At 68.5% G+C, this 25,325-nt stretch carries 22 protein-coding genes; 11 read left to right on the top strand and 11 right to left on the bottom strand.

Annotated features, from left to right (window positions below):
- Positions 1–115: 115 nt before the first annotated feature.
- Positions 116–313, top strand: coding sequence for a type II toxin-antitoxin system VapB family antitoxin (locus tag J8I35_RS09710; protein ID WP_006752328.1), 198 nt, complete (start codon positions 116–118; stop codon positions 311–313).
- Positions 310–681 (top strand): PIN domain-containing protein, encoded by a 372-nt coding sequence (locus J8I35_RS09705; protein ID WP_209925144.1) that lies wholly within the window; start codon positions 310–312, stop codon positions 679–681. The genes J8I35_RS09710 and J8I35_RS09705 overlap by 4 nt, the downstream gene beginning before the upstream one ends.
- A gap of 126 nt (positions 682–807) precedes the next feature.
- Here J8I35_RS09705 and J8I35_RS09700 read toward each other — a convergent pair whose 3' ends face one another.
- A complete protein-coding gene (locus tag J8I35_RS09700; protein WP_089489802.1) occupies positions 808–2,385 on the bottom strand; it encodes an aldehyde dehydrogenase (NADP(+)) in 1,578 nt (525 codons plus the stop codon).
- A 246-nt stretch (positions 2,386–2,631) separates the two neighbouring features.
- Between J8I35_RS09700 and J8I35_RS09695 the strand changes: the two genes are divergently transcribed.
- Positions 2,632–4,014: an MFS transporter gene (locus tag J8I35_RS09695; RefSeq protein ID WP_209925143.1), complete on the top strand. Its 1,383-nt coding sequence runs from the start codon at positions 2,632–2,634 to the stop codon at positions 4,012–4,014.
- A 66-nt stretch (positions 4,015–4,080) separates the two neighbouring features.
- On the opposite strand, the gene J8I35_RS09690 is transcribed toward J8I35_RS09695, so the two are convergent.
- Entirely contained in the window at positions 4,081–4,806 is a 726-nt protein-coding gene (locus J8I35_RS09690; protein WP_175974080.1) for a site-2 protease family protein, read from the bottom strand.
- Positions 4,803–5,756, bottom strand: coding sequence for a DUF2167 domain-containing protein (locus J8I35_RS09685; protein ID WP_209925140.1), 954 nt, complete (start codon positions 5,754–5,756; stop codon positions 4,803–4,805). The genes J8I35_RS09690 and J8I35_RS09685 overlap by 4 nt, the downstream gene beginning before the upstream one ends.
- Positions 5,757–6,012: 256 nt before the next feature.
- Here J8I35_RS09685 and J8I35_RS09680 point away from each other — a divergent pair, with 256 nt between their 5' ends.
- The gene (locus J8I35_RS09680; RefSeq protein WP_050017317.1) at positions 6,013–6,858 is read left to right on the top strand and encodes a helix-turn-helix transcriptional regulator; all 846 of its coding nucleotides are present in this window, start codon (positions 6,013–6,015) and stop codon (positions 6,856–6,858) included.
- A gap of 541 nt (positions 6,859–7,399) precedes the next feature.
- Positions 7,400–9,127 carry a YadA family autotransporter adhesin gene (locus tag J8I35_RS09675; RefSeq protein ID WP_209925138.1) on the top strand — a complete coding sequence of 576 codons (1,728 nt, stop codon included), beginning with the start codon at positions 7,400–7,402 and terminating at the stop codon, positions 9,125–9,127.
- 87 nt (positions 9,128–9,214) lie between these two features.
- On the opposite strand, the gene J8I35_RS09670 is transcribed toward J8I35_RS09675, so the two are convergent.
- The 6 genes from J8I35_RS09670 to J8I35_RS09645 are packed head-to-tail and all read right to left on the bottom strand — an operon-like array spanning position 9,215 to position 15,428.
- Entirely contained in the window at positions 9,215–10,426 is a 1,212-nt protein-coding gene (locus J8I35_RS09670; protein WP_185625059.1) for an acyl-CoA dehydrogenase family protein, read from the bottom strand.
- Positions 10,423–11,265, bottom strand: a complete 843-nt coding sequence (locus tag J8I35_RS09665) for a hypothetical protein (RefSeq protein WP_209925136.1) — start codon at positions 11,263–11,265, stop codon at positions 10,423–10,425. The genes J8I35_RS09670 and J8I35_RS09665 overlap by 4 nt, the downstream gene beginning before the upstream one ends.
- Positions 11,266–11,316: 51 nt before the next feature.
- The gene (locus J8I35_RS09660) at positions 11,317–11,973 is read right to left on the bottom strand and encodes a methionine ABC transporter permease (RefSeq protein ID WP_124555329.1); all 657 of its coding nucleotides are present in this window, start codon (positions 11,971–11,973) and stop codon (positions 11,317–11,319) included.
- Complete coding sequence (locus J8I35_RS09655) at positions 11,966–13,150, bottom strand: ATP-binding cassette domain-containing protein (protein ID WP_050017322.1); 1,185 nt, start codon at positions 13,148–13,150, stop codon at positions 11,966–11,968. The genes J8I35_RS09660 and J8I35_RS09655 overlap by 8 nt, the downstream gene beginning before the upstream one ends.
- 18 nt (positions 13,151–13,168) lie before the next feature.
- Positions 13,169–14,578 (bottom strand): LLM class flavin-dependent oxidoreductase, encoded by a 1,410-nt coding sequence (locus J8I35_RS09650; protein WP_209925134.1) that lies wholly within the window; start codon positions 14,576–14,578, stop codon positions 13,169–13,171.
- A 10-nt stretch (positions 14,579–14,588) separates the two neighbouring features.
- Positions 14,589–15,428, bottom strand: coding sequence for a MetQ/NlpA family ABC transporter substrate-binding protein (locus J8I35_RS09645; protein WP_050017324.1), 840 nt, complete (start codon positions 15,426–15,428; stop codon positions 14,589–14,591).
- Positions 15,429–15,862: 434 nt separating this feature from the next.
- On the opposite strand from J8I35_RS09645, the gene J8I35_RS09640 reads away from it, so the two are divergent.
- The 5 genes from J8I35_RS09640 (at position 15,863) to J8I35_RS09620 (ending at position 22,070) form a co-directional block, all read left to right on the top strand.
- Positions 15,863–17,227, top strand: coding sequence for a 2-hydroxycarboxylate transporter family protein (locus J8I35_RS09640; protein WP_209925132.1), 1,365 nt, complete (start codon positions 15,863–15,865; stop codon positions 17,225–17,227).
- Positions 17,228–17,386: 159 nt separating this feature from the next.
- Positions 17,387–19,273, top strand: coding sequence for an ATP-binding protein (locus J8I35_RS09635; RefSeq protein ID WP_124595395.1), 1,887 nt, complete (start codon positions 17,387–17,389; stop codon positions 19,271–19,273).
- The gene (locus tag J8I35_RS09630; protein WP_209925130.1) at positions 19,263–20,624 is read left to right on the top strand and encodes a sigma-54 dependent transcriptional regulator; all 1,362 of its coding nucleotides are present in this window, start codon (positions 19,263–19,265) and stop codon (positions 20,622–20,624) included. The genes J8I35_RS09635 and J8I35_RS09630 overlap by 11 nt, the downstream gene beginning before the upstream one ends.
- Positions 20,625–20,649: 25 nt before the next feature.
- Complete coding sequence (locus J8I35_RS09625) at positions 20,650–20,979, top strand: DUF3579 domain-containing protein (protein WP_050017328.1); 330 nt, start codon at positions 20,650–20,652, stop codon at positions 20,977–20,979.
- A 239-nt stretch (positions 20,980–21,218) separates the two neighbouring features.
- Entirely contained in the window at positions 21,219–22,070 is an 852-nt protein-coding gene (locus tag J8I35_RS09620; protein WP_209925129.1) for an alpha/beta hydrolase, read from the top strand.
- A gap of 92 nt (positions 22,071–22,162) precedes the next feature.
- Here the strand turns inward: J8I35_RS09620 and J8I35_RS09615 are convergent, their stop codons facing one another.
- Positions 22,163–22,603, bottom strand: a complete 441-nt coding sequence (locus tag J8I35_RS09615) for a PACE efflux transporter (RefSeq protein WP_027790477.1) — start codon at positions 22,601–22,603, stop codon at positions 22,163–22,165.
- Between the two features lie 101 nt (positions 22,604–22,704).
- On the opposite strand from J8I35_RS09615, the gene J8I35_RS09610 reads away from it, so the two are divergent.
- On the top strand, positions 22,705–23,595 hold the full coding sequence (locus tag J8I35_RS09610) for a LysR family transcriptional regulator (protein ID WP_209925128.1): 891 nt from the start codon (positions 22,705–22,707) through the stop codon (positions 23,593–23,595).
- 192 nt (positions 23,596–23,787) lie between these two features.
- On the opposite strand, the gene opcM is transcribed toward J8I35_RS09610, so the two are convergent.
- Positions 23,788–25,323, bottom strand: a complete 1,536-nt coding sequence (gene opcM / locus J8I35_RS09605; protein WP_209925126.1) for a multidrug efflux transporter outer membrane subunit OpcM — start codon at positions 25,321–25,323, stop codon at positions 23,788–23,790.
- Positions 25,324–25,325: the final 2 nt, after the last annotated feature.

The following is a 25,325-nucleotide window of genomic DNA, read 5'->3' as shown; positions in this document are numbered from 1 at the left end:
CTGTAGGAGAAACGCGGGCAACAGGAAAGCCGACCTCTCGCCGCCCCGTCCGTGCATCAATATGAGCACCAATTGATGTCATAATTGATGCATCGACTTTTCCCGGGAGCCGCCCATGCGCACCACCTTGTCCCTCGACGACGCACTGCTCGCAAAAGCGCAGCAATTGACCGGCGTCACCGAAAAGTCGGCGCTCGTGAGAGAAGCGCTGCGCGCATTGATCGCCCGCGAAAGCGCGCGACGACTCGCCCGCCTCGGCGGCACCGAGCCCGACCTTGAATCGGTTCCACGCCGCCCGTCGGAGCCCGCATGATCCTTGTCGACACTTCGATCTGGATCGATCACTTGCGGGCCGGCGACGCGACGCTCACCGCATTGCTGGAAGCGGAGCGCGTGTTGATCCATCGGTTCATCGTCGGCGAGCTTGCCCTCCGTAGCATGCGCAATCGCGAGACCGTGCTGGATGCGCTGCGCGACCTTCCGGCCGCAACCGTTGCAACCGACGACGAGGTGCAGCGCATGATCGATGCCGTCCCGCTTCACGGGCTCGGCATCGGTTACGTCGATGCCCACCTGCTTGCGTCGGCCAGACTGACCAGCGACAGCAAGCTATGGACGCGCGACCGGCGCCTGCTGGCTGCAGCGGAACGCTTGCAACTCGTCGCCCGCCCCGCTCACTGACCGAGCGAAACCGGCACCAAAGCCGCGCGGAATAAAAAAGCGGCGGGGCCCGTGGGCCCCGCCGCCGTGTTCCAACGTGCCGGGACGCATCCCTCCCGGGACAGTGCGTTCACCGGTTATGCCACGTCACTCCGCCTTGCCGTCCCGCAGCCGCGGAATCGCGAGCGGATTGCCTTCCCGCAGCCCTTCGGGCAGCAGGTCGTCCGGGAAGTCCTGATAACACACCGGCCGCAGGAAGCGCTCGATCGCGGTCGCGCCGACCGACGTGACGGCCGGGTTCGACGTCGCGGGGAACGGCCCGCCGTGCACCATCGCATCGCACACCTCGACGCCGGTCGGGTAACCGTTGACGAGCAGGCGGCCGGCCTTGCGCTCGAGGATCGGCAGCAGCCGGCGCGCGAGCGGCTTGTCGTCGGCGTCGATTTGCAGCGTGGCCGTCAACTGGCCTTCGAGCGCGTCGAGCACACGCGCGACTTCGTCGAGATCGCGGCAGCGCACGATCAGCGACGCCGGCCCGAACACCTCGTGGCTGAACGCCGGCTCGGCCAGGAACGCCTGCGCGCCCACTTCATACAGCGCGCCGCCCGCCTGGCAGTCGGTCTGCGCGGCCTCGCCGGCGCCGATTTCGCGCACGCCCGGCAATTCGGCCAGCTTGCCGCGGCCATTGCGGTACGCATCCGCGATGCCGTGCGTCAGCATTACGCCGGCGGGCTTCTTCGCGAGCGCCTGCGCGGCGACGGATTCGAAACGGTCGAGATCGGGGCCGTCGATCGCGAGCACGAGGCCCGGATTCGTACAGAACTGACCGACGCCGAGCGTCAGCGAATCGACGAAGCCCGTCGCGATCGCGTCGCCGCGCGCGGCCAGCGCGGCCGGGAACAGCACGACCGGGTTGATGCTGCTCATTTCCGCATAGACGGGAATCGGCTGCGGGCGCGCGTTCGCGTGCTGCACGAGCGCCATCCCGCCCTGCCGCGACCCGGTGAAACCGACCGCCTGGACCGCCGGATGGCTGACCAGCGCCGCGCCGATCACGCGGCCGGGGCCGACCAGCAGCGAGAACACGCCGGCCGGCATGCCGGTTTTCTCGACCGCGGCGCGGATCGCGCGGCCAACCAGTTCGGACGTGCCGAGGTGCGCTTCGTGCGCCTTCACGATCACCGGGCAGCCGGCCGCGAGCGCCGACGCGGTATCGCCGCCGGCCACCGAGAACGCGAGCGGGAAATTGCTCGCGCCAAATACGACGACGGGCCCGAGCGCGACTTTCTGCAGCCGCAGGTCCGAGCGCGGCAGCGGCGTGCGTGCCGGCTGCGCGGGATCGATCGACGCGGCGAGGAAGCGCCCGTCGCGCACGACGCGCGCGAACAACCGGAGCTGGCCGACGGTGCGGCCGCGCTCGCCCTGCAGCCGCGCGACGGGCAGGCCCGTTTCGGCGTGCGCGCGCTCGATCAGCGCGTCGCCGAGCGCGACGATCTCATCGGCGATCGCTTCGAGAAACGCCGCGCGGGCCGCGAGCGGCTGCGTACGGTACGCATCGAACGCGTCGCGTGCGAGTTCGCACGCGCGGTCGACGTCGGCCTGCGTCGCGACGCCGAACGCCGGGGCCTCGATCGGCGCGCCCTTCGTCGGGTCGAACGCGTGCAAGGTGCCTGCCGAGCCGGCCACCGCTTCGGCGCCGATCAGCATCTCTCCTGTCAGTTGCATGGGTGTGCTCCGTGGTTCGGGAATGGATGGCTCATTGTAACGCAACAGATACGATGTCTGCCGACGGCATTGCGTCATTCTCGCCGCCTGCGAGGGCGCGGACGATACACCGGCGTGCGTTGTCCGGCCAGTAAATCGCGACATTCCCATATTGTGACGCTGACTTCAAAGGGAAAACCCGAGGTTTCTGAATTCGTGCATTGCCAATACACTTTCGGCCATGTCATACGACGACGTACGTTTAAAATGCGCAATCCGTCCTCCCCTCGCGATCTTCCACTCGACCTCGCGCGCACCGCGCGCCGCACCGCGGTGCGTTACTGGATCCTGGCGATGCTGTTCGTCGTCACGACGCTCAACTATGCGGACCGCGCGACGCTGTCGATCACCGGCACGCCGATCCGCAAGGCGTTCGGCATCGACCCGGTGACGATGGGCTACATCTTCTCGGCGTTCAGCTGGGCGTACGTGCTCGCGCAACTGCCAAGCGGCTGGCTGCTCGACCGCTTCGGCGCGCGGCGCGTGTATGCGGCGAGCATCTTCCTGTGGTCGGCGTTCACGCTGCTGCAGAGCACGATCGGCCTCGGCGGCAGCGCCGCGTTCGCGGTCGCCGCGCTGTTCGCGATGCGCTTCGCGGTCGGCATCGCGGAGGCGCCCGCGTTCCCGGCGAACGCGAAGGTCGTCGCGAGCTGGTTTCCGACCGCCGAGCGCGGCACCGCGTCGGCGATCTTCAACGCCGCGCAGTACTTCGCGGCCGTGGTGTTCTCGCCGCTGATGGCCTGGCTCACGCATGCGTACGGCTGGCACCATGTGTACCTGTGGCTGGGCCTGGCCGGCATCGCGCTCGCGTTCCTGTGGCTGCGCGTCGTGAAGGACCCGGCCGACCATCCGGCCGTGAACCGCGCGGAACTCGATCATATCGAGCAGGGTGGCGGCCTCGTGCGGTCGACGGGCGGCGCGCGCGGCAGCGGCGGCGCTTCCGAGGGCAGCCGCGTGGCCGGCTGGTACTACGTGCGCCAGTTGCTGTCGAACCGGATGCTGATTGGCGTGTACCTCGGCCAGTACTGCGTGAACGTGCTCACGTACTTCTTCCTCACGTGGTTCCCGATCTACCTCGTCCAGGCGCGCGGGATGTCGCTGCTGAAGGCCGGCTTCATGACGTCGCTGCCGGCGATCTGCGGGTTCCTCGGCGGCGTGCTCGGCGGGATGCTGTCGGACGCGCTGATCCGCCGCGGCGTATCGCTGACGCTCGCGCGCAAGATTCCGATCGTCGGCGGGATGCTGCTGTCGATGACGATCATCGGCTGCAACTACGTCGACAGCGAAGCGCTGGTCATCATGCTGATGGCCGTGTCGTTCTTCGGCAAGGGGATCGGCTCGCTCGGCTGGGCCGTCGTCGCGGATACCGCGCCGAAGGAAGCGATCGGCCTGTCGGGCAGCCTGTTCAACATGTTCGGCAACACGGCGGGCATCGTCGCGCCGATCGCGATCGGCTATCTCGTCGGCGCGAGCGGCTCGTTCAACGGCGCACTGGTGTTCGTCGGGCTGAACGCGCTCGTCACCGTGTTCAGCTATCTCGTGATCGTGAAGGACATCAAGCGCGTCGAACTGCGTCATCGCGACGCGTGAGGTTCGGCCTTTGAAAAACGGCGGCCGCCTTTTACGCGGCCGCCGCTTTTTTGCATCGGATCGGCGTCAGGTCGACCCATGCACGACGCTCAGCATGTCGTGCACGCCAGACGTCATCAGCGCGAGGAACGCGAGCAGGCCGACGTAGCAGAGCGCGTAGGTCGTTTTCGTCTCGATCGACGTCGCGTAATACATGCGGTTCTCCGGCGCGTCGGGATCGTAGCGCCACGCGCGCTTCAACTGCGGCAGCGCGAGGATCGCCATCACGATCAGCAGCGGGCTCGGCCGATACGCGAACAGCGCGATCAGCACCGGCACGCCCGCGAACCAGATGCGCGGCGACAGCACCGCGGTGATCCGCCCGCCGTCGAACGGCGACAGCGGAATCATGTTGAACAGGTTGAGAAAGAACCCCGTGTACGACAGCGCAAGCAGCAGGTTGCTGTCGGTGTGCCGCGCGGCCGCGTAGCAGGCCAGCGCGCCGAGCGTGCCGACGAACGGCCCGGCGAGCCCGACGTACGCTTCCGTTTCCGCGTCGTGCGGCATTTCCTTCAACTGGATCCATGCGCCGACGAACGGGATGAAGGTCGGCAGCCCGACGTCGAGCCCGCGCCGCTGCGCGGCGACGTAGTGGCCGGCTTCGTGCACCAGCAGCAACGCGACGAAGCCGGCCGCGAAACGCCAGCCGTAGAACAGCGCATAGACCGCGATCGACGCGAGCATCGTGCCCGCCGATATGAGCACCTTGCCGAGCTTCAGGCCGCCGAAGATCAGCAGCAGCAGTTTCGTCATTCCTTGCGCTCCGTGGCGGCTGTGGCGGATTCGTCGGCGACGGCCGGCACCGCGGCCGCCTTCGGCTTGCGCCCGAAGAAGCGCTTGAGCGCCGCGCCGCCGGCCAGCAGCGCAACCGCGCCGATCTTGAAGAACTTCACCGCGAACGCGCCGATCAGCGCGAGCAGGCCGAGCTTTTTCGCGCCGACGCCGACGATCAGCGCCGCGAGCCCGTACTCGGCGACGTGGTCGGTCGATTGGTTGAAGTCGGCATAGCGCTTGCCATCGTTGAAACGAATGTTCGACAGCAACTCGTCGGCCGACGCCTTGTACTTCGGCAGGTCGGCGAGCGTCGACGCCATCGTCAGCGACAGGTAGCCGTCGCGGCCGAGCACGAGCGTCCGGTAGTTCACGCCGTCGTTCGCGGCATTCGGCGCCGCGCCCTTGTCGCGAATGATCGCCGACCACACGAGCCGGTGCGTGGCCGCGTCGTAGGCGGGCGCCTTCGCCCAGCCGACCACCTCGGTTTCGGGCAGGCCGCGCTCCTTGCGCGCCGGGTTGCTTTCCTCGGTGCCGGCCTGCAGGCTTTTCAGCAGCTCGTCGGGTTTCCAGTCCTTCGCGTCGTCGTCGCGGATGTAGCCGCTCGGCTCGAACGACACGACCGAGATCCAGTCGGCGTCCGGATCGTCGGGCAGCACGAGGCCGACCAGTTTCGATTCGTCGATCGCGTTGCCCATCGAGCGCAGGTAGCGGCCGGCTTCGGCGGCCGGCACGAACGATTCGCCGGCCTTCAGCTTCAGCACGGCTTCGTGTTTGACGTCGATGTCGGTCGGCCCCTTCACGACCGCTTCATTGGCGGCCGCGGCGGCGGCCCTCATTTCGACCTGCGCAGCTTCGGTCTGCGCGTGGCCGCTGGTCGCGGCGAGTGCGAGCATCGCCACGCAGGCGAGCCGGACGGCACGTTTTTTCATTGTTGGATTCCCCTGGAATGCCTTGTTGTCGATGTGCGCGGCGACCGGCCCATGCGTTGTGGTCGCGGGTCCGGCACCGCCTCTCAGGTGGCACGGGCGCTATGGTAACGCAGCTTCCAGCGGCTTCCGGCAACGGAATGCGGCTGTGAGACGGCGCCGCGCGTGCCGGCTGGCGGACCCGGCGACGCGCGCCGATCCGGAATGCTTACCTCGCAGGTAATGCCCGGCGTGCGCGGGATTGCCTATCATCTTCCCCATGAACTCGACCGCCGCCCTCCCATCGCCCCCTCCATCCGCCGGCCGCGCGTCCGGCATCGGCCCGCTGCTGCGCACGTGGCGGCAACGCCGGCGCCTGAGCCAGATGGCGCTCGCGCTCGATGCGGAAGTCTCCGCGCGCCACCTGAGCTTCGTCGAATCGGGCCGCGCGCAGCCGAGCCGCGAGATGGTGCTGCATCTCGCCGAACGCCTCGACGTGCCGCTGCGCGAACGCAATGCGCTGCTCGTCGCGGCCGGCTTCGCGCCGCTGTTTCGCGAACGGCCGTTTTCGGACCCGCAACTGGATGCCGCGCGTCATGCGGTCGAAGCCGTGCTGCGCGGACACGAGCCTTATCCGGCGCTCGCGGTGGACCGCCACTGGACGCTGCTCGCGGCGAACCGGATGCTCGGCGCGCTGGTCGCGCAGGCCGATCCGGCGCTGCTGCAGCCGCCCGTCAACGTGCTGCGGCTGAGCCTGCATCCGGACGGTCTCGCGTCGCAGATCGTCAACTGGCACGAATGGCGCGCGCATATCCTGCATCGGCTGCAACGGCAAATCGATGCGAGCGGCGACCGCACGCTGCATGCGCTGCGCGACGAGCTCTCCGCGTATCCGGCGCCGGCCGGGCAGCCCGACGATTCGCACGCGCGCACCGATTTCGCGGATATCGCCGTGCCGCTGCGGCTACGCACAACGAGCGGCGAGCTGACGTTCTTCAGTACGACGACGGTGTTCGGCACGCCGGTCGACGTGACGCTGTCGGAACTCGCGATCGAGGCGTTCTTTCCGGCGAACCCGGAAACGGTGGAGGCGATGCGGGCGCTGGCGGACGCGTTGCCGGCGTAGTGACACGCCGACAACGCAGCGCGGCGCACGAATCCCGTCTTCAGGTGGACGACCGGCAAGCGAAGGCCGGTGCCGCCTTCGCGTGAGCACATGCAATCAGGCAGCGTCGCCGTCTCCTCTTCCTCGCCAGCGAGCGCGTGATCGTCGGCAACCCGGCTGCCCGGCTGCCCGGCGCCGGTGATCGCTCACTGCCTCATCACGCCCCACTCAACGAATGTCTGCCGAAGCATAGCGTTCAGCCGCCGCGGCAAACATGCGCACGACCCGAACCCATCAAAATGCGTCGTCGCGATCCGGACTTCGGATTCGCGAAGTTTTGACACAGCCGTAACGGAAACAAGCAAGTCGCCGTAATCCGCGCCCTGCTCCCGTCGCGTCGAGACCGGCGAACGTTAAATTTCGTTAGTAGACCTTTCATTTTTACAGATCGAAAAACCGATACCTGTCACGAAAGAGACACGAACGAATCGATGCAACCGGGACGGCGAGCGGGGGCCATGCAAGCCACAACACGATTTTTACATCGAGCTCAGGAAAACAAATGAACACGCATCATCAAGGGTTGGGAAATTCCGTACAACGCGCACCGCGCAAATCGAAGGTCGCGCTTGCCGTCACGGTCAGCGCGGCCGTGGCAGCCTTCGCCGCTTCCGCGCCCGCGCGAGCCGACTATGTGCAGAACGGCACGTCGACCGAAACGGCCGCGGGCTGCGTCGGCAACATCGCCATTTCGGGCAGCAGCACGTATCCGGCCGCGGCAACCGGCTGCGACAACATCGCGATCGGCACGGCGGCCGTCGCGAATTCGGGCTCGTCGACCGGCGCCTATAGCGAGACCGTCGCGATCGGCCGCATGGCGGCCGCGACCGGTACGTTCGCGACGGCCGTCGGCGGAAACGCCGTGGCGACCGGCGACCAGGCGACGGCGATCGGAACGGCTTCGAGCGCAGTCGGCGGCCAGGCAACGGCGGTCGGTAACGGCGCGATCGCGACCGGCGGCACGGCGTCCGCCTTCGGCCAGGGTGCATTCGCAGTCGATCAGTCGATAGCCGTCGGGCAAAACGCGAGTGCCACCGCGACGTTCTCGACGGCCGTCGGCAAGGGCAGCATTGCAGCAGGCGGTACGGCTCTCGGCTTCCAGGCCAATGCCGGTGCGGCCGATGCGGTCGCGCTCGGTGTCGACAGCTCGGCATCCGCGACCGGCAGCGTCGCCATTGCCCGTGCGACGGCCTCCGCCGTGAACGCGGTCGCCATCGGCGAGGGGGCGAACGCCGCCGACGCGAACGCCGTCGCGCTGGGCTCGAACGCGACCACGCGCGCCTATACGACCGTCAACAGCGTGGCGCTCAACGGCGTGACCTACAGCGGCTTCGCGGGCACGCCGGTCGGTGTGGTCAGCGTCGGCAGCGCGGGTGCCGAGCGTCAGGTCGTCAACGTCGCGGCTGGCGCCATCAGCGCGACCAGCACCGATGCGGTGAACGGCTCGCAGCTCTTCTCGATCGCCAATCAGGTGTCAACGCTGACGGCGGACCTGGCCAATCTCACGACGACCGTCGGCAAGATCTCGTCGAGCGTCCCGGGCGGCACGGTGACGAACCCGACCGACACCGCGATCGGCACGAATACGTCGGTCACCGCGACGAACGGCACCGCGGTCGGCAACGGGTCGAACGTCTCGGGCGACAACGGTACGGCTGTCGGCGTCAACTCCACGGTCGCCGCAACGAACGGAACGGCCATCGGCACGAATTCGAAAGTCACGACGGCGAACGGAACGGCGATCGGCACGGGCTCGAACGTGTCCGGCACGGATTCGACCGCGATCGGCACGAACAGCCGGGCCACCGCGAACAATGCTGTGGCGCTGGGCGCGAATTCGGTTGCCGATCGGGACAACACGGTGTCGATCGGCTCGCCCGGGGCCGAGCGCCAGTTGACCAACGTGGCGGACGGCACCGCACCGACGGACGGCGTGAACGTGCGCCAGTTGAACGGTGCGATCAACTCCGTGCGCGAAGAAATGTCGAAGTACCGCAAGGACGCGAATGCGGGCACGGCGAGCGCGATCGCCATGGCGAACCTGCCGCAAGCCGTGCTGCCGGGCGAGAAGGTCGTCGCGCTCGGCGGCGGCACGTACGGCGGTCAAAGCGCGATGGCGGTCGGCTTGTCCGTCGCGACGGCGAAATGGCTCGTCAAGGGCTCGGTCACGACGGCGGTGTCGGGGCACGGCTCGTTCGGCGCGGGGGCGGGCGTCGGCTACCGCTGGTAATCGGCTTGCGACAGCGACGCGTCAGGGCGCTGCTCCTGACGTCGGGCGGCCCGCCATCGGCGCCACGGCGCAGGGGGCGGGCCGCCTTCACGTATAGAGCGACGCCTGCGGCAACGCCGCGGTCAGCGCGAACCGGCCCACGTCGCGCAGCCGGTAGTCGAGCGGATCGTGCAGCGTATGCGTGCGCGCATTCCGCCAGAAGCGGTCGAGGCCGAGCGACGCGGCCGTCGCGCGCGCGCCGCATGCGTCGAACAGCGCCTCGCCGTTGTCGAGCGCCGCGCGCTGCGCGACGATCTTCGCTTCCGATACCGCGAGCGCGACTTCGGCGCGTTCGTCCGCCGTCAGCGCATCCTGCCGCGCCCACGCGTGCTGCAACGCGTGGGCCGCGCGATCGGCCAGCGCCGCCGCCGCAACCGCGCGCACGCGCATGTCGCCGAAGCGCTGCAGCGTGTACGGATCGTCCTCGGCCCGCTCGACGCCCGAGTGAATCCAGGGGCGGCCATGCTGCCGCACGTAGTCGCGCGCCTCGGCCAGCGCGCCTTCCGCGAGGCCGACGAACAGGTTCGTCAGCACGAGCTGCGACACGAGCGTGCGCAGCGTCGCGCGCGGCGTCGGCGCAGTCTCGGAGCGGTGCAGCACTTCGTCCGGCGCGAGCGTCACGCCGTCGAAGCGCACGCTGCCGCTATCGGTCTGACGCTGGCCGACCGGATCCCAGTCTTCGTTGACCGTGATGCCGGCCCGATCGGTCGGCACCACGCCGAACACGGTGCGGCCGATCGCCGGATCGTGCGCGGACACCGTCATCCGCTGCGAGCCGCGCGTGCCGGAACAGAAACCTTTCACGCCGTCGAGCCGGTAGCCGCCGTCGGGCGTCGCCGTGGCGACGAGCCGCGTATCGAGCGGATTGACCGCGTTGCCCCACCACCAGCGCCCGTCGACCGTGCCGCGCAGGTAGCGCTCGCGCTGCGCGGCGCTGCCCCACACGTCGACGCTTACTACCTGCAGGCACTGGAAGCCGACCAGATGCGCGAGCGCGCTGTCGACCCGCGCGACCTGCCGGATCACGTCGTAGATCGCGGGCCACGCCGCTTCCTGCCCGCCGAACGCACGCGGGACCGCGAGCGTCAGCAGGCCCGCGTCGGCGAGCCACTGCTTCTCCTGCGCCGCATGACCGCCGGCGCGGTCGCGCTCGGCGGCGCTCACGCGCAGCGCATCGATCGCGCGTGCCAGCGCGGCGCGGTCCAAAGCCGGTGTATCGGTATCCGGCGCCAGCGTCGCCGGGCCGCGTGGATCGTTCATGCGACAGCTTCCTGTTCAACGGTTTCGCCCGACAGCGGGACGAGGGCGCCAAGCCGGCGGCCGGTCAGCCGCGACAGGATCTCGCGCCGCCAGTCGTCGTAGATCGCACGATAGTCGGCGATATCCGCGCCGAACACCAGTGCGGTATGCGCGTATTCGTCGTGCAGATAGCCGTCGAGCCGCCCCTGGGTTTCCTCGTCGGCCGCGATCACGCGATCGATCAGCGCGTCGCGCTCGGCCACCGGCAGCGCCTGCAGCGTGTCGAACCACCACTGGACGATCTGCACGCGATGCCATTCCTCGTCCGGTCGAATCCGGTTCTCGCCGTGCTCGCGCATCGCGCTGTCGCCGATGCGGCCGGTCTTGCGCTGGATCCACAGCTTCGCGAGGATGTGCAGCTCGTAATGCCATTCGAACGCGAGAAAGCCCGCGACGTCGCGCACCGCGATATCGCCGATGCGCGCCCAGTGCGCGGCGACGAGGCGGTCGACTTCCGGCAGCGGGTCGCGCCCCGTGAGTTCGGTCACGCGCTCACGGCCAATCACCGCGTGCGCGCCGTCGTCGCCCAATTGGCGCGACAAGATCAACTGGAAATGCGGATCGCCGCGGAACAGCGTGTCGATCGCCTTCGCGACAACCTGCACGATGAACAGGTCGTGCGACGCCATCTTCGTGTAGTAGTCCGCGACGGCAGCCAGCTCGTCGCCGTTGCGCGGCTCGCGCGGCGGCGTCGCCACCTTGTCGGGGAAGTCCGGGCGATGGCGTCGCGCCACCTGCAGAAACAGCGCTTCCTCGAATTGTCCGTTCCATTCGCGCGGCGCGCCGATGGGCAAGGTCATGGTTTTTCTCTCAGGATCAGGAATGAAGCGAGCGGACGCTTGTGGCGTCGCTCAGGTTCGCCGGGTCACGCGTCGGACCAGGCGGTCGCCCGTGATTTGCACGGCCGAGACGAGCGCGATCAGGATCACGATCACGGTCGCCATGACGGTGGTGTCGAAACGTTGATAGCCGTAGCGGATCGCGAGATCGCCAAGGCCGCCCGCGCCGACGGCGCCCGCCATCGCGGTCGAGCCGATCAGCGCGACGACGGTGATCGTGAAGCCGCCGAGCATGCCGGGCAGCGCTTCGGGCAGCAGCACGTACCACACGATGTGGCGGCGCTTCGCGCCCATCGCGAGCGCGGCCTCGATCAGCCCGCGATCGACTTCGCGCAGGCTCACTTCGGCGATCCGCGCGAAGAACGGGATCGCGGCGATCGACAGCGGCACGACGGCCGCCCACACGCCGATCGTCGTGCCGATCAGGATGCGCGTGAACGGCAGCAGTGCGACCAGCAGGATGATGAACGGCGTCGAGCGGAACACGTTGACGAGCGCGCCGAGCACCGCGTTCACGCCGCGCCGCGCGTAGATGCCGCCGGGCGCGGTGGTCACGAGGATCACCGCGAGCGGGATGCCGATCAGCGCGGCGATCGCGGCCGACGCGGCGACCATCGACAGCGTGTCGCGAATCGCGTCGAGCAGTTCGGGCCACCAGAGCTCAAACATAGCCGAGCACCTCCGCATGATTCGCATGACGGCGCGCACGTTCGAGCAGCGCGGCGACCGCGCCGCCGCGCGCGGCCGACGGGCCGGCGTCATCCGCACGCGGTGTCGCGGCGATCACGAGCCGCCCCTGCGCGTGTCCCTGGATGCTTTCGATGCCGCCGTGCAGGAACCGCACGGAGCCGCCGAGCGCCGCCGCGAGCGCGCCGACGTCCGGCTCGCCGCCGCTCTCGCCCGTATAGCGGACGTCGAGCACGATCTGCGCGCCGTCGGGCAGCGCGGCCTGCTCGGGCAGCGGCCGCACGCGCGCGGCCAGTTCGGCCGGCAGGTCGTGCTGCAGCGTGCTCAGCAGCGCGCGCGTCGCGCCATGGCGCGGATCGCCGAACACGCGCCACACCGGGCCCGTTTCGACGACTTCGCCCTGTTCGATCACCGCGACCGTGTCGCATACCGCGCGGATCACCTCCATCTCGTGCGTGATCAGCACGATCGTCAGCCCGAGACGACGGTTGATGTCCGCGAGCAGCGCGAGGATCGATTGCGTGGTTTCCGGATCGAGCGCCGACGTCGCTTCGTCGCACAGCAGCACCTCCGGATCGTGCACGAGCGCCCGCGCGATGCCGACGCGCTGCTTCTGCCCGCCCGACAGGCTCGCCGGGTACGCGTCGCGCTTCGCGGCGAGCCCGACGAGGTCGAGCAGCGCGTCGACCTTGCGCACGCGCTCGGCCTTCGGCACGCCGGCGATCTTCAGCGGCAGCGCGACGTTCTCGAACACCGTCTTCGCGGACAGCAGGTTGAAATGCTGGAACACCATGCCGGTGCGGCGCCGCAACGCGACGAGGCCATCCTCGTCGAGCGCGCCGACGTCGACGCCCTGCACGCGCACGCGGCCCGAGCTCGGCCGTTCGAGGCCGTTCAGGAGGCGCAGCAGCGTCGACTTGCCGGCGCCGCTGCGGCCGATGATGCCGAACACCTCGCCGCGCCGCACGTCGAGCGTCACGTCGCGCAGCGCGGCGGCCTGGCCGCGCGGCGTCGCGAACACCTTGCCGACCTGCTCCAGCGACACGGCCGCGCCGTCGGCCGGCACGGCCGTTTCGTCATGCGCGGTCGCACCGACGCCCGCGCCGGCGCGCACGGCCGATGCCTCGATGAAACCCAGCGTATCGAACAATTGCGTCATCGCTTCGCTCCGTCACGTTCAGGCATGCGCGGGTTCGGGTTCGGCTGCGGCCGCCGGCCGGTGCTGCGCGCCGGTGTGCCAGGCGGGCAGGCGCGGGCCGGCGCCGAACAGCTTCTCGCGCAGCGTCGACGCGGGATCGTAGTCTTCCTTGTAGACGCCGCGGTTCTGCAGCTCGGGCACGACCCAGTCGACGAAATCCTCGAACGACTCGGGCATCACGGTGCGCGTCAGGTTGAAGCCGTCGATGCCGGTCTCGTCGATCCACGCCTGCAGTTCGTCCGCGACCTGCGACGGCGAACCGACGATCGGCGCATAGCGGCCGCCGAGCGACATCTGTTCGAGCATCCGGCGCACGGTCCACGTGCCGGTCGTGCTCTTCTTCGAGATCGCATCGACGGCCGACTGGATCGAATCGGTCTTCACGTACGAGATCGGCTCGTCGAGGCCGTACTTCGCGAAATCGATGCCGGTCGAGCTCGCGAAATGCGCGAGGCCGGCTTCAGGGCTTGCGTAGCGCCGGTACTCGTCGAACTTCTCGCGGGCGAGCAATTCGGTCTCGGCCGTCACGACGCTCACGCCGGCGAAGATCTTGATCGACGCCGGGTCGCGCCCCTGCCGCGCGGCCGCCGCGCGGATGTCGAGCGCCGCCGCGCGCGCCGCGGACTTGCTCTGCCCGTTCACGAACACGCATTCCGCGTGACGGCCCGCGAACTCGACGCCGCGCGCGGACGAGCCGGCCTGGTACAGCACCGGCGTGCGTTGCAGCGACGGTTCGCTCAGATGGATCGCATCGATCGAATAGAACGGCCCGTCGTGCTTCACGCGCCGCACCTTGCCCGGCTGCGCGAACACGCGCGCCTGTGCGTCGCGGATCACCGCGTCGTCGTCCCAGCTCTGTTCCCACAGCTTGTAGACGACGTCCATGTAGTCGTCGGCGCGCTCGTAGCGATCGTCGTGGCCGATCTGCTGCGCGAGGCCCATCCCGCGCGCGGCGCTGTCGAGGTAGCCGGTGACGATGTTCCAGCCCACGCGCCCTTTCGTCAGATGATCGAGCGTCGACATGCGGCGCGCGAACAGGTACGGCGGCTCGTAGGTCAGGTTCGCGGTCACGCCGAAGCCGAGATGCCGCGTGACCTGCGCCATCGCGGGCACGAGCAGCAGCGGATCGTTGACGGGCACCTGCACCGATTCGCGCAGCGCGGCGTCGGGCCCGCCGCCGAACACGTCGTACACGCCGACGATGTCCGCGAGAAAGATCCCGTCGAACTTGCCGCGTTCGAGCGTCTTCGCGAGATCGGCCCAGTAGTCGAGATCGGTGTAGTGCGCGGAGCGGTCGCGCGGATGCGTCCACAGCCCGTGGTTGATGTGCCCGACGCAGTTCATGTTGAACGCGTTGAGCAGGATCTTCTTGCGGTTCGCCGTCGTCATGCCGCCTCCGTCACCACGCGATCGCGTACAGCGAGCCGAACGCGTTGTCGAGCGCTTTGCGCACCGCCGGCGAGTGCTGGTAGATCGAGATGAACTTGCGGATGCGCGGATCGTTCGCGCTCTCGGGCCGCACGACCCACTGGATCGCGAAGTTCTTGTTCTCGGTGCCGTCGAACAGCAGCGCGCTGTTCGGGTCGGTCGTGCCGGCGAGCTTGATGAAGCTCGGGTAGCCCTGCGCGAGGTCGACGTCGTCGAGCGAACGCGCGAGTTGCGACGCTTCGAGCGGGATGATCTTCAGGTGCTTCGGATTGGCGACGATGTCGTGCGTCGTCGCGCGGTAGTCGGCGCCCGGCTTCAGCGTGATGAGCCCCGCGCGCTGCAGCAGCAACAGCCCGCGCCCGCCGTTGACCGGATCATTCGCGATCGCGACGCGCGCGCCATCCTTCAGCTCGGCAAAGCTTTTCACCTTCTTCGAATAGAGGCCGATCTTCATGATCGTGCCGGGCGCGATCGAGATGAAGTTGTAGCCGCCCTGCTTCTTCGCGTTCTCGAGAAACGGGATGTGCTGGAAGTAGTTGACGTCGATGTCCTTGTTCGCGAGCGCCGCGTTCGGCGTATTCCAGTCGGTGAATTCGACGATCTTCACGTCGAGGCCCTGCTCCTTCGCCTCCTTCGCGGCGATCTTCAGCGCCTCGATCTGCGGGCTGGTCGAGATGCCGACCTTCAGCGGCGCGGTGTCGGCGCGCGCGCCGTTCAGCAGCACGACGCCGAGCAGCGCGGCCGTCAGCAGGCGGGCGAGGCGGGCCACACGGCCGGCGGAAAAGCGGGCGGAAAACACGGGATGCAGCATGGGAACCACTCTCCTGTCCAAAGACGGTATCGACGGATGAGCGAAGCCGCGGCGAACGCGCGGGCGTTCTCCGGACAGTCGTCGTCACGTCGGAAAAAGATCAGCCGATGATAGAGAGCGGCGGGAAGGCGGTCTACGAAGCGATTGTGCGAAGAAAATCGCGCGCGGCGATATGGCGGGCGGTACGGCGGGCGGCTGGCAGGGCCGGGCGCTCGGGCCGCCGTCAGGCCGAAATCTCGGCCTCGCCGCCGCGGGAATTCCGAAATCTCGGCCAGCCCTCACGGAAAACTCTTTCCGCAGACGAAATAAATCCCTTATGAATCAATGGACTAAAAATATTCCGGCGCTTCGGAATTCTGGCATGGGGGTTGCGTAATAGACGGCACACGATGCCGCGAAGCAATGCAGGCATTCCAAACATCAGGAGACACGTCTTGCAGACCTCTATCCATACCCCGTCCCATCCCGAGCCGATTGCGGCAGCCGGTCCCGCCACGCGCGAACGCTTCTGGCCGGAAGGCTGGTGGAAGCTGATGGAGATTCGCATCGGCATCATTCCGCTGCCGGTCTACGTGATCCTGTTCGGGCTGATCGTCGGCTTCGCGGTGACGGGCAAGGTGCCCGGCGAAATCTCGATGGCGATCGCCGTGCTCGCGTTCTTCGGCTTCACCTGCGCGGAACTCGGCAAGCGCCTGCCGCTCTTGCGCAACATCGGCGCGGCCGCGATCTTCGCGACCTTCGTGCCGTCGGCGCTCACGTACTACCACGTGCTGCCGAAGCCGGTGCTGAATCTGACGGTCGAATTCACGAAATCGACCAACTTCCTGTACCTGTTCATCGCGTCGATCATCGTCGGCAGCATCCTGAGCATGGATCGCCGCGTGCTGATCCAGGGCTTCGTGAAGATCTTCATTCCGCTCGCGGCCGGCTCGGTCGCGGCCGCGATCGTCGGCACGGCGGTCGGCACCGCGCTCGGCCTCGGCGCGCGCCACACGCTGCTGTACATCGTCGTGCCGATCATGGCGGGCGGCGTCGGCGAAGGCGCGATTCCGCTGTCGATCGGCTATTCGGAACTGATGCACCTGCCGCAGGGCGAGATGTTCGCGATGGTGCTGCCGCCGGTGATGCTCGGCAGCCTGACCGCGATCATCCTGTCGGGTGCGCTCGACATGCTCGGCAAGCGCCTGCCGCATCTGACCGGCAACGGCCGCCTGCAAGTCGGCGAAAGCGGCGACATGGCGCCGCAAAGCGAAGAGATCCGCGGCCACGTCGACGTCACGCACATCGCGGGCGCCGGCATCACCGCGATCACGCTGTACCTCGTCGGCCTGATGGCGCACAAGCTGTTCGGCCTGCCCGCGCCGGTCGCGATGCTGTTCCTCGCGGTGCTGGTGAAGCTCGCGCGCGCGGTGTCGCCGCCGCTGCAGGAAGGCGCGTTCGTCGTCTACAAGTTCTTCTCGACCGCCGTCACGTATCCGCTGCTGTTCGCGATCGGCGTCGCGATGACGCCGTGGGACAAGCTGACCGCCGCGCTCACGATCGTCAACGTGGTCACGATCGTGTCGACCGTCGCGACGCTGATGGGCACCGGTTTCGTGGTCGGCCGCCTGCTGAAGATGTACCCTATCGACACCGCAATCGTGAACGCCTGCCACAGCGGGCAAGGCGGCACCGGAGACGTCGCGATCCTGACCGCCGCGAACCGGATGCAGTTGATGCCGTTCGCGCAGATCGCCACCCGCATCGGCGGCGCGATCGTCGTCACGGTGACGCTGATCCTGGTCGCGCACTTCGGATAACGCGCGGCCGCGCGCACCGTCGCGCCGGCTGCCTCGCACGCGCCGCCGCCGGCCTTGAGCCGGCGCGCGGCGCGCGTCGTTCCGGGCGGGCGATTGGGACGGCCGGTTGCGGACGGCCGGTAGCGGACGGCCGGTAGCGGACGGCCGGTGGCGGCTTCGATGAGGGCGAACGTGCAGAAAAGCTTCAAGGGAATCCCGTGGTGGGGCTGGGCATCGGCCGCGGTGCTGTACGTCGGCGTGGCCGGCGCGGCCGTCGATTTCGCATGGGAACGCGCGATCGACGCGCTCGAGGAAGCCGGCGCGCACCGGCTCGACCTGTACGCGTCGAGCCTGAAAAGCGAGCTCGGCCGCTTCGAGATCCTGCCCGGCCTGGTCGCGCGGCAGGACGGCGTGCGCGCGATGCTGAAAGCCGCGCCGAACGACGCACCCGCGCTCGTGCATGCGGTGAACACCTACCTCGAAGCCGTGAATCGCGACGCGGGCAGCGGCGCGGTCGACGTGATCGATCTGCAAGGCGACGTGATCGCCGCGAGCAACTGGAACGAGACGATCAGCTTCGTCGGCACCAACGTGTCGTACCGGCCATACTTCAAGGACGCGCTCGCGCGCGGCAGCGGCCGCTTCTTCGGCATCGGCACCAACACCGGCGTGCCGGGCGTCTACTTCGCGAGCGCGGTGCGCAGCGACGGCGCGCCGATCGGCGTGGCCGCCGTGAAGATCAGCGTCGACCCGCTCGAATCGGCGTGGCGTGCGCCGGGCGTCGCCGCGCTGGTCGTCGACAGCAACGGTGTGGTCGTGATCTCGACCGAGCCCGCGTGGAAATTCACCGCGCTGCGCCCGATCACCGCGCAGCAGCAGCGCGACATCCAGGCGTCGCGCCAGTACGCGGGCCGCACCGTCGACGCGCTGCCCTATCGCCGCATCGGCGACCGCAGCTCGGCCGCGTGGTTCGGCACCTTCCCCGATCCGCGCCACGCCGGCCGCACCACGCGCTATCTCGTGATGTCGCGCCCCGCGCCGCAGGGCGGCGATTCGTTGATGGTGCTGCTCGACATCGCGGGCGCGCGGCGCCAGCAGCAGACGGCTTTCGTGTTCGTCACCGGCGCGTTCCTGATCGTCGCGCTGCTGGTCGGCTATGCGATCCAGCGCCGCCGGGCGATCCTCGCGCGGCTGAGCGCGCAGGACGCGCTGCGCCGCGCGAACGACCGGCTCGAACTGACCGTCGCGCAGCGCACGGCCGCGCTGACGGCCGCGAACGAGCGGATGCAGCGCGAGATCGACGAACGCGAGCGCACCGAGCAGCGGCTGCGCGATTCGCAGCAGGAAGTCGTGCACGCGGGCAAGCTCGCGGTGCTCGGGCAGATGGCCGCCGGCCTCACGCACGAGCTGAACCAGCCGCTCGTCGCGATCCGCACGCTGTGCGACAACGCGCGCACGTTCTTCGAACGCGGCCAGCCGGCGCCGGCGCTCGCGAATCTCGAACGGGTCGGCAAGCTGGTCGACGGCATGGCCGTGCTCACCGGCGAACTGAAGACCTTCGCGCGCAAGCCCGACGTCGAGCGCGTCGCGGTGTCGCTGAACGAGGCCGTCGCGCATGCGCGGCTCATCTACGATGCGCGGATTCGCGACGAAGGCGTGCGGCTCGACGTGAACATCGCGCCCGGTACGACGGTCTCGGCCGAATCGAGCCAGTTGCAGCAGGTGATCGTGAACCTGCTCGGCAACGCGCTCGACGCGGTGCACGACGCGCCGGTGCGCCGCATCGTCATCGACGCGGCCGGCCCGGACGAGGATGGCCGCGTGCGCTTCACGGTGGCCGACAGCGGCGCCGGCATCGCGCCCGACGTGCTGCCGCACCTGTTCGAGCCATTCGTCACGACCAAACCGCGCGGCCAGGGCCTCGGGCTGGGCCTCGCGATCACGTCGCGCATCGTCGAGGCGTTCGGCGCGAAGATCGCCGCGACGAACCGCGACGAAGGCGGCGCGCAGTTCACCATCGAATTCGCGGCGGCGACGCCGCAACAAAGGACAGAGCATGGAAGATGAGATTCGCGTGCTGGTCGTCGAGGACGACGAGAACGTCCGGATCGGCGTCGAGCAGGCCGTCGCGCTCGCCGGGTTCCCGGTCGACGCGTTCGCGTCGGCCGCCGACGCACTCGCGCACGTCGCGCCCGGCGCGCCGGTGGTGATCGTGTCGGACGTGCGAATGCCGGGCATCGACGGGCTGCAGCTGCTCGACCGCGTGATGGCCATCGATGCGCAGATTCCGGTCGTGCTGATCAGCGGCCATGCGGACATCTCGACGGCCGTCGGCGCGATGCAGGTCGGCGCGTACGACTTCATCGAGAAACCGTTTTCGTCGGACGTGATCGCGGGGCGCGTCGCGCGCGCGGTCGAGAAACGCCGCCTGACGCTCGAGGTGCAAGGGCTGCGCGCCGCGTTGAACAACTGGCAGGGCATCGAGGCGTTCGTGCTCGGCAAGTCGCCCGCGATGGCCGACGTGCGCAAGAAGATCCTGCGCCTCGCCGATACGTCGGTGTCGGTGCTGATCACCGGCGAGACGGGCACCGGCAAGGAGCTGATCGCGCGCAGCCTGCACGACTTCGGCGGCCGGCGCGACGCGCACTTCGTCGCGCTGAATTGCGGCGGCCTGCCCGAGCAGATCTTCGAGAGCGAGCTGTTCGGCCACGAGGCCGGCGCGTTTACCGGCGCGATCAAGAAGCGCATCGGCAAGATCGAATGGGCCGATGGCGGCACGCTGTTCCTCGACGAGATCGAGACGATGCCGATCGCGCTGCAGATCAAGATGCTGCGCGTGCTGCAGGAGCGCGTGGTCGAGCGGCTCGGCGCGAACGACCTGATTCCGGTCGACTGCCGCGTGGTGGCCGCGTCGAAGGCCGATCTCGCCGAACTCGCGGCCGACGGGCGTTTCCGTGCGGACTTGCTGTATCGCCTCAACGTCGCGCAGATCGAGCTGCCGCCGCTGCGCGAGCGGCGCGAGGACGTGCCGCTGCTGTTCGAGCATTTCGTGCTCGCGGCCGCGCGGCGCTTCGGGCAGCCGGCGCCGGTCGTCACCGCCGCGCAGGTGTCCGAACTGATGACGCACGCGTGGCCCGGCAACGTGCGCGAACTGCAGAACGTGGCCGACCGCTTCGTGCTCGGGCTGACCGGCGACAGCCTGCTGTCGTCCGGCGGCACGCCGACGGCCGGCAGCACGCTCGCGGAGCAGCTCGCGTATTTCGAGCGGATGCTGATCGAGGACATGCTGCGGCGTCACAACGGCAACGTCGCGGACGCGAGCGAGGCGCTCGGCATGCCGAAGAAAACGCTCTATCACAAGCTGCGCAACCTGCGGATTCCCGCGCGCGGCGACGCGGCGGCCGACGGCGGCGAATGACGCGCACGAGGACACGCACAACAGCATGGATCGCATCGACATCACCGAGCACGGCCGCATCGCCGGCCACCTGATCCGCGGCGTCACGCGCGCGCAGAAAACCTTCCGCCCGAGCGACTGGCCCGAGCGGCTCGCGGGCGTCATCACGCTGTTCGTCGGCGAACGGCGGCCCGGCTATCCGTGCGCGCTGTCGCGGCTCGCGATGCCGGTCGTCGATGGAGGCGTCAAATGCCTGTTCGTGTCCGACGAATTGCGCGCCGTGTGTGCGGATGCGTTCGAGTTCGCGATGCAGTTCGCGGCCGATAATGATTTGCCGGTCGAGCTTCAGCGCGTGCCGGCATTGACGGTACGCTGACGCGCCACCCTCCCTTTCTCAATGCAAAGGCGCGTGCGCGCAGGCCGCCGCACGCCCCTTTCGGTGCAGCAATCAATCGTCAGAGGATTGAAGGTTTCGATGCATGACCACGCTGCGACAGGGGTTTCCGGCGCAGTCATCAATAAAATTGATCGTGACGATGAAAATTATGCGTTTTCCTTGCAGGTCGCCGTGATGCATAGTTGCGTCGTGTTGACGCACCTTTGAGTCTTTCAGTCATGAACATGCGAATCGAGCCGTCCGTGCTCGCGAACCCCGACCTGCAATTTGCGACGCTTTCGTCAGGCATCAGCCTGCCGTATGTCGAGCGGGGCGGCGGTGCGCCGATGGTGTTCGTGCACGGCTCGCTGTGCGACTACCGCTACTGGGATCCGCAACTCGCGGCGCTGTCGGCCCATTACCGCTGCATCGCGCCGAGCCTGAGCCACTACTGGCCGGCCGTCGAAGCGGGCATCCAGGACGAGTTCAGCTGGCAGAACCACGTCGACGAACTCGCCGAATTCATCGACGCGCTCGATCTCGGCCCCGTGCATCTGGTCGGCCATTCGCGCGGCGGCAGTGTCGCGTTCAACGTCGCGCGCCAGCATCCGCACCTCGTCGAGTCGCTGACGCTCGCCGATCCGGGCGGCCCGCTCCAGCAGCCGGGCGTGCGCGAAGCCGCGCTGCCGGCCGCCGCGCTCGCACTGCGCACGAAGGCCGTGAACCTGATCGATCAAGGCGAAGTCGAAGCCGGCCTCGAGATGTTCGTCGATTCCGTGAGCCTGCCCGGCGCGTGGAAGAAGAGCACGGCGCGCTTCCGCACGATGGCGATCGACAATGCGAGCACGCTGCCGAAGCAACTGCGCGACCCGCTGCCCGCGTATTCGCAGCACGCGGCCGGCGATATCGCATGCCGCACGCTGCTGATCGACGGCCAGCGCAGCCCGAAAATGTTCCGCCACAACGTCGACACGCTGTCGCAGTGGATCGGCAACGCGCAACGGCAGACCGTCGCCGGCGCATCGCATGGGATGAATGCGGCGAGCCCCGCCGTGTTCAACCGTTACGTGCACGAGTTCGTCGCCGCGTAACGCGAGCGGGCGGCATGCACGCCGCCCGTCTTCCTCTCTCTTGCAGAAGCGAAACGGCGCGGGCGGTCCGCCTCGTTTCGTATCCCGCTGCATCACGCCGCCGACGCCGCCTTGCGCGTCACCGCATCCGGCAACCCGAACACGCTGTCGAACGCCCAGTTGTACGTGAACGTGAAGATCGGGAAGAACACGATCAGCACCGCGTCGTACAGGAACGCCTGCCATAACGACACATCGAGCCACCACGCGATCAGCGGGATCAGGAACGTCACGAGCGCGACCTGGAACCCGATCGCATGCACGACACGCCGCCCGACGGTGCGCGTCGTTTCGGTACGCCGCCGCTCCCACGCCTCGAACCCGAGGTTGTACAGAAAATTGACGGTGACGCCCGTCGTCGAGATCATCACGCCGAGCAGGCCGCTCGTCGCCGCGCTCGCGCCGCTCAGCATGCCGAGCACCGACGACGCGACGAGGATGCCGAGCACCTCGAACATCACGACGTAGACTATGCGTCTCTTCCATCCTTGCATGACCGATCACCTTCGTTTCGAACCAGGTGGCGAGACTACAGCGGGCACTTCGTCCGCCAAAGTCAGGTCCTTTCAATTTTTCTGACAGGAGGCGGCCGACCATGCTGACCAGCGATCACATCGACATGCTGCTGGCCGTCATCGACAAAGGCTCGTTCTCGGCGGCCGCGCGTGCGCTCGGCCGCACGCCGTCGGCGGTCAGCATGGCGATCGCGAACCTCGAGGCCGAACTCGACCTCGTGCTGTTCGATCGCGGCTCGCGCGAGCCGACGCCGACCGCCGCGATGGCCGCGCTGCTGCCCGACGCGCGCGCGATCGCCGAACGGCTGCATGCGCTGCGTGCGCATGCGCAGCACTTGTCGGACGGTGTCGAGGACACGCTTCGGCTCGGGCTCGCGGCCGAAATCGACGGCGCGCCGATTGCGCGCGCGCTGACCGCCGTCGCCGCGAAATATCCGGCGCTCGCGGTCAGCGTCGTCATCGCGCCGCAGGATGCGATCGTCGATGCGCTGCATCGCGGCGCCGTCGATCTTTGCGTCGCGTACGGCGGGCTCGATCTTCATCCGCAGGAACAGATTCACGCGCTGTGGACCGAGACGCTGATCGCGGTCGCCGCGCCCGATCATCCGGCGATTGCCGAAGCCGCGCATCCGGAGGCGATCGAGCGACTGTCGGGGTTCCGGCAGATCGTGATCGCCGATCCCGGGCGACCGCTCACCGACGTGCGCCCGGTGATCGGCAACCGCACGTGGAAGGTGACCGACATGGCGACCGCGATCGCGCTCGTGAAGGCCGGGCATGGCTGGGCGAATTTTCCCGAATCGCTGATCGGCCGGCATGTCGCCGCCGGCGAGCTCGCACCGCTCGTGTTCGCGAACATCCGCAACGGGCTGCCGCTGCCCGTGTATCTGCGCCGGCCGAAGCACTCGGGGCTCGGCAAGGCGGCCGGCGAACTGGTGCGGGCGCTGCGGGCTGAAGGCCACCTAGCTTGATCGGGCGTGCGGCGGGACACGGCCGCACGCTCCGCCCGCCGGTGCCGGGAGAGTTTGACCGTTAGTTGCGATATCAGCTCGACGCACCATGAAAAAACCCCGGTCACGCAGGCCTGAGCCTGCATGCCGGGGTTCTTCGATTCGCGGCCGACGGCCGGGCAACGAATTGCCCGAATCGCCCGCCGCTCACGCTCAGCGCGCAGCCACCTCCGCCTTGCCGGTCGCCGCGTCGCCAACCGCAGCCGGCGCCGGCCCCCACCCGCCGCCCAGCGCCCGGATCAGGTTGACCGTCGATACGGCCTGCGCGCCGGTCAGCTGGTTCGCCTGCAATTGCGACTGCAGCACCGACCGCTCGCTGTCGATCACGTCGAGATAGGCCACTTCGCCTTCCTGATACTGCGTCCGCGACAACGTCGCCGCACGGCGCGACGCATTGACCGCCGCATCCTGCGCGCGAATCTGGTCGTCGAGCAGACGCAGGTCCGCAAGATTGTCCTCGACCTCGCGGAACGCGACGAGCACCTGCTGCCGGTAGTTCGCGACCTGCTCGTCGTACTGCGCGCGCGCCTGCTGCACACCGGCAGCCCGCCGTCCGCCGTCGAACAGCGGCAACGTCAGCGCGGTGCCGGCGAACGGCCCGAGCAGGAACGTGCGGCTCGACCACAGGAACAGGTTGCCGAGCGTCGATGCTTCATACCCGAACGCCCCGGTGATATCGAGCTTCGGGAAGTACGCCGACTTCGCGAGCCCGATCCGCGCGTTCGCGGCCGCCATCGCGCGCTCGGCCGCCGACACGTCCGGACGCCGTTCGAGCAGCGCGGACGGCAGGCCCGGCGGAATCTTCACCGCGACCGGCACGATCGGCGTTTCCTTGAACGCGAAATCCGCCGGCGCCTTGCCGAGCAGAATGGCCAGCGCATGCTCGGACGCGGCACGCCGACGCGCGACGCCGACCGCATCGGCCTGCGCACTCGCCAACTCGTTCTTCGCGCGCGACACGTCGAGCTCGCTGATGTCGCCTTCGTTGAAGCGACGCTGCACGAGCTTCAGCGCTTGCTCGCGCAACTCCACCGTGCGGCGGTACAGATCCTGATCGGAATCGAGCTGGCGCAGTTCGAAGTAGTTCTGCGCGACGTCGGCCTGCAGCGCGAGCTGCACCGAGCGGAACAGTGCTTCGCTCTGCGCCTGGTCGGCGCGCGACGCCTCGACGTTGCGGCCGACGCGGCCGAACAGGTCGGCTTCGTACGACACCGTGCCCTGCGCGCGCCACAGCGTCGCGTTGGTCGGGCCGGTGCCCTGCGGCTGGAACTGCGACGCCGACGACAGCCCTTCGCGCGTCGGCCCGAACCCGGCGCCGACCTGCGGGAACCATTGCGAGCGCGCGGAACGGGTCGCCGCACGCGCTTCCTCGACCCGCGCGGCCGCGGCCTTCAGGTTCTGGTTCGCGGCGAGCGCCTGCGTCTCGAGCGAATCGAGCACCGGGTCGCCGAACACCTTCCACCATTCGCCGCGATGTTCGTTGTCCGACGGCTCGGCCGTCTTCCACGTGCCGGCCTGCTCGCCCGCGGCGAGGGTCGGCGCTTCCTTGAACGCGGCCGGCGCCGCCGCGTCCGGACGCTTGTAGTCGGGGCCCACCGCGCACGCGGCGAGCAGCGTCGCGAGCAGGGTGCTCGCGGCCGCCACCTTCGCGAAGCGCATCAGGCCGTTCGTGTTGTGCAAGTTATTCATTT

It is taken from the genome of Burkholderia sp. CpTa8-5, from assembly GCF_017815045.1.
GTDB lineage: Bacteria > Pseudomonadota > Gammaproteobacteria > Burkholderiales > Burkholderiaceae > Burkholderia > Burkholderia sola.
Note: the sequence above shows the minus strand (reverse complement) of the source record. Positions and strands in the feature narration are given on the sequence as shown.

What these genes read in the sequence shown, in the direction of transcription:
- J8I35_RS09660 (WP_124555329.1), bottom strand. Translation starts at nt 11,973, where the DNA reads ATGTTTGAGCTCTGGTGGCCCGAACTGCTCGACGCGATTCGCGACACG.
- J8I35_RS09645 (WP_050017324.1), bottom strand. Translation starts at nt 15,428, where the DNA reads ATGCTGCATCCCGTGTTTTCCGCCCGCTTTTCCGCCGGCCGTGTGGCC.
- J8I35_RS09650 (WP_209925134.1), bottom strand. Translation starts at nt 14,578, where the DNA reads ATGACGACGGCGAACCGCAAGAAGATCCTGCTCAACGCGTTCAACATG.
- J8I35_RS09700 (WP_089489802.1), bottom strand. Translation starts at nt 2,385, where the DNA reads ATGCAACTGACAGGAGAGATGCTGATCGGCGCCGAAGCGGTGGCCGGC.
- J8I35_RS09680 (WP_050017317.1), top strand. Translation starts at nt 6,013, where the DNA reads ATGAACTCGACCGCCGCCCTCCCATCGCCCCCTCCATCCGCCGGCCGC.
- J8I35_RS09710 (WP_006752328.1), top strand. Translation starts at nt 116, where the DNA reads ATGCGCACCACCTTGTCCCTCGACGACGCACTGCTCGCAAAAGCGCAG.
- J8I35_RS09695 (WP_209925143.1), top strand. Translation starts at nt 2,632, where the DNA reads ATGCGCAATCCGTCCTCCCCTCGCGATCTTCCACTCGACCTCGCGCGC.
- J8I35_RS09610 (WP_209925128.1), top strand. Translation starts at nt 22,705, where the DNA reads ATGCTGACCAGCGATCACATCGACATGCTGCTGGCCGTCATCGACAAA.
- J8I35_RS09615 (WP_027790477.1), bottom strand. Translation starts at nt 22,603, where the DNA reads ATGCAAGGATGGAAGAGACGCATAGTCTACGTCGTGATGTTCGAGGTG.
- J8I35_RS09705 (WP_209925144.1), top strand. Translation starts at nt 310, where the DNA reads ATGATCCTTGTCGACACTTCGATCTGGATCGATCACTTGCGGGCCGGC.
- J8I35_RS09635 (WP_124595395.1), top strand. Translation starts at nt 17,387, where the DNA reads ATGAGGGCGAACGTGCAGAAAAGCTTCAAGGGAATCCCGTGGTGGGGC.
- J8I35_RS09630 (WP_209925130.1), top strand. Translation starts at nt 19,263, where the DNA reads ATGGAAGATGAGATTCGCGTGCTGGTCGTCGAGGACGACGAGAACGTC.
- J8I35_RS09665 (WP_209925136.1), bottom strand. Translation starts at nt 11,265, where the DNA reads ATGACCTTGCCCATCGGCGCGCCGCGCGAATGGAACGGACAATTCGAG.
- J8I35_RS09685 (WP_209925140.1), bottom strand. Translation starts at nt 5,756, where the DNA reads ATGAAAAAACGTGCCGTCCGGCTCGCCTGCGTGGCGATGCTCGCACTC.
- J8I35_RS09655 (WP_050017322.1), bottom strand. Translation starts at nt 13,150, where the DNA reads ATGACGCAATTGTTCGATACGCTGGGTTTCATCGAGGCATCGGCCGTG.
- J8I35_RS09690 (WP_175974080.1), bottom strand. Translation starts at nt 4,806, where the DNA reads ATGACGAAACTGCTGCTGCTGATCTTCGGCGGCCTGAAGCTCGGCAAG.
- J8I35_RS09620 (WP_209925129.1), top strand. Translation starts at nt 21,219, where the DNA reads ATGAACATGCGAATCGAGCCGTCCGTGCTCGCGAACCCCGACCTGCAA.
- J8I35_RS09675 (WP_209925138.1), top strand. Translation starts at nt 7,400, where the DNA reads ATGAACACGCATCATCAAGGGTTGGGAAATTCCGTACAACGCGCACCG.
- opcM (WP_209925126.1), bottom strand. Translation starts at nt 25,323, where the DNA reads ATGAATAACTTGCACAACACGAACGGCCTGATGCGCTTCGCGAAGGTG.
- J8I35_RS09670 (WP_185625059.1), bottom strand. Translation starts at nt 10,426, where the DNA reads ATGAACGATCCACGCGGCCCGGCGACGCTGGCGCCGGATACCGATACA.
- J8I35_RS09625 (WP_050017328.1), top strand. Translation starts at nt 20,650, where the DNA reads ATGGATCGCATCGACATCACCGAGCACGGCCGCATCGCCGGCCACCTG.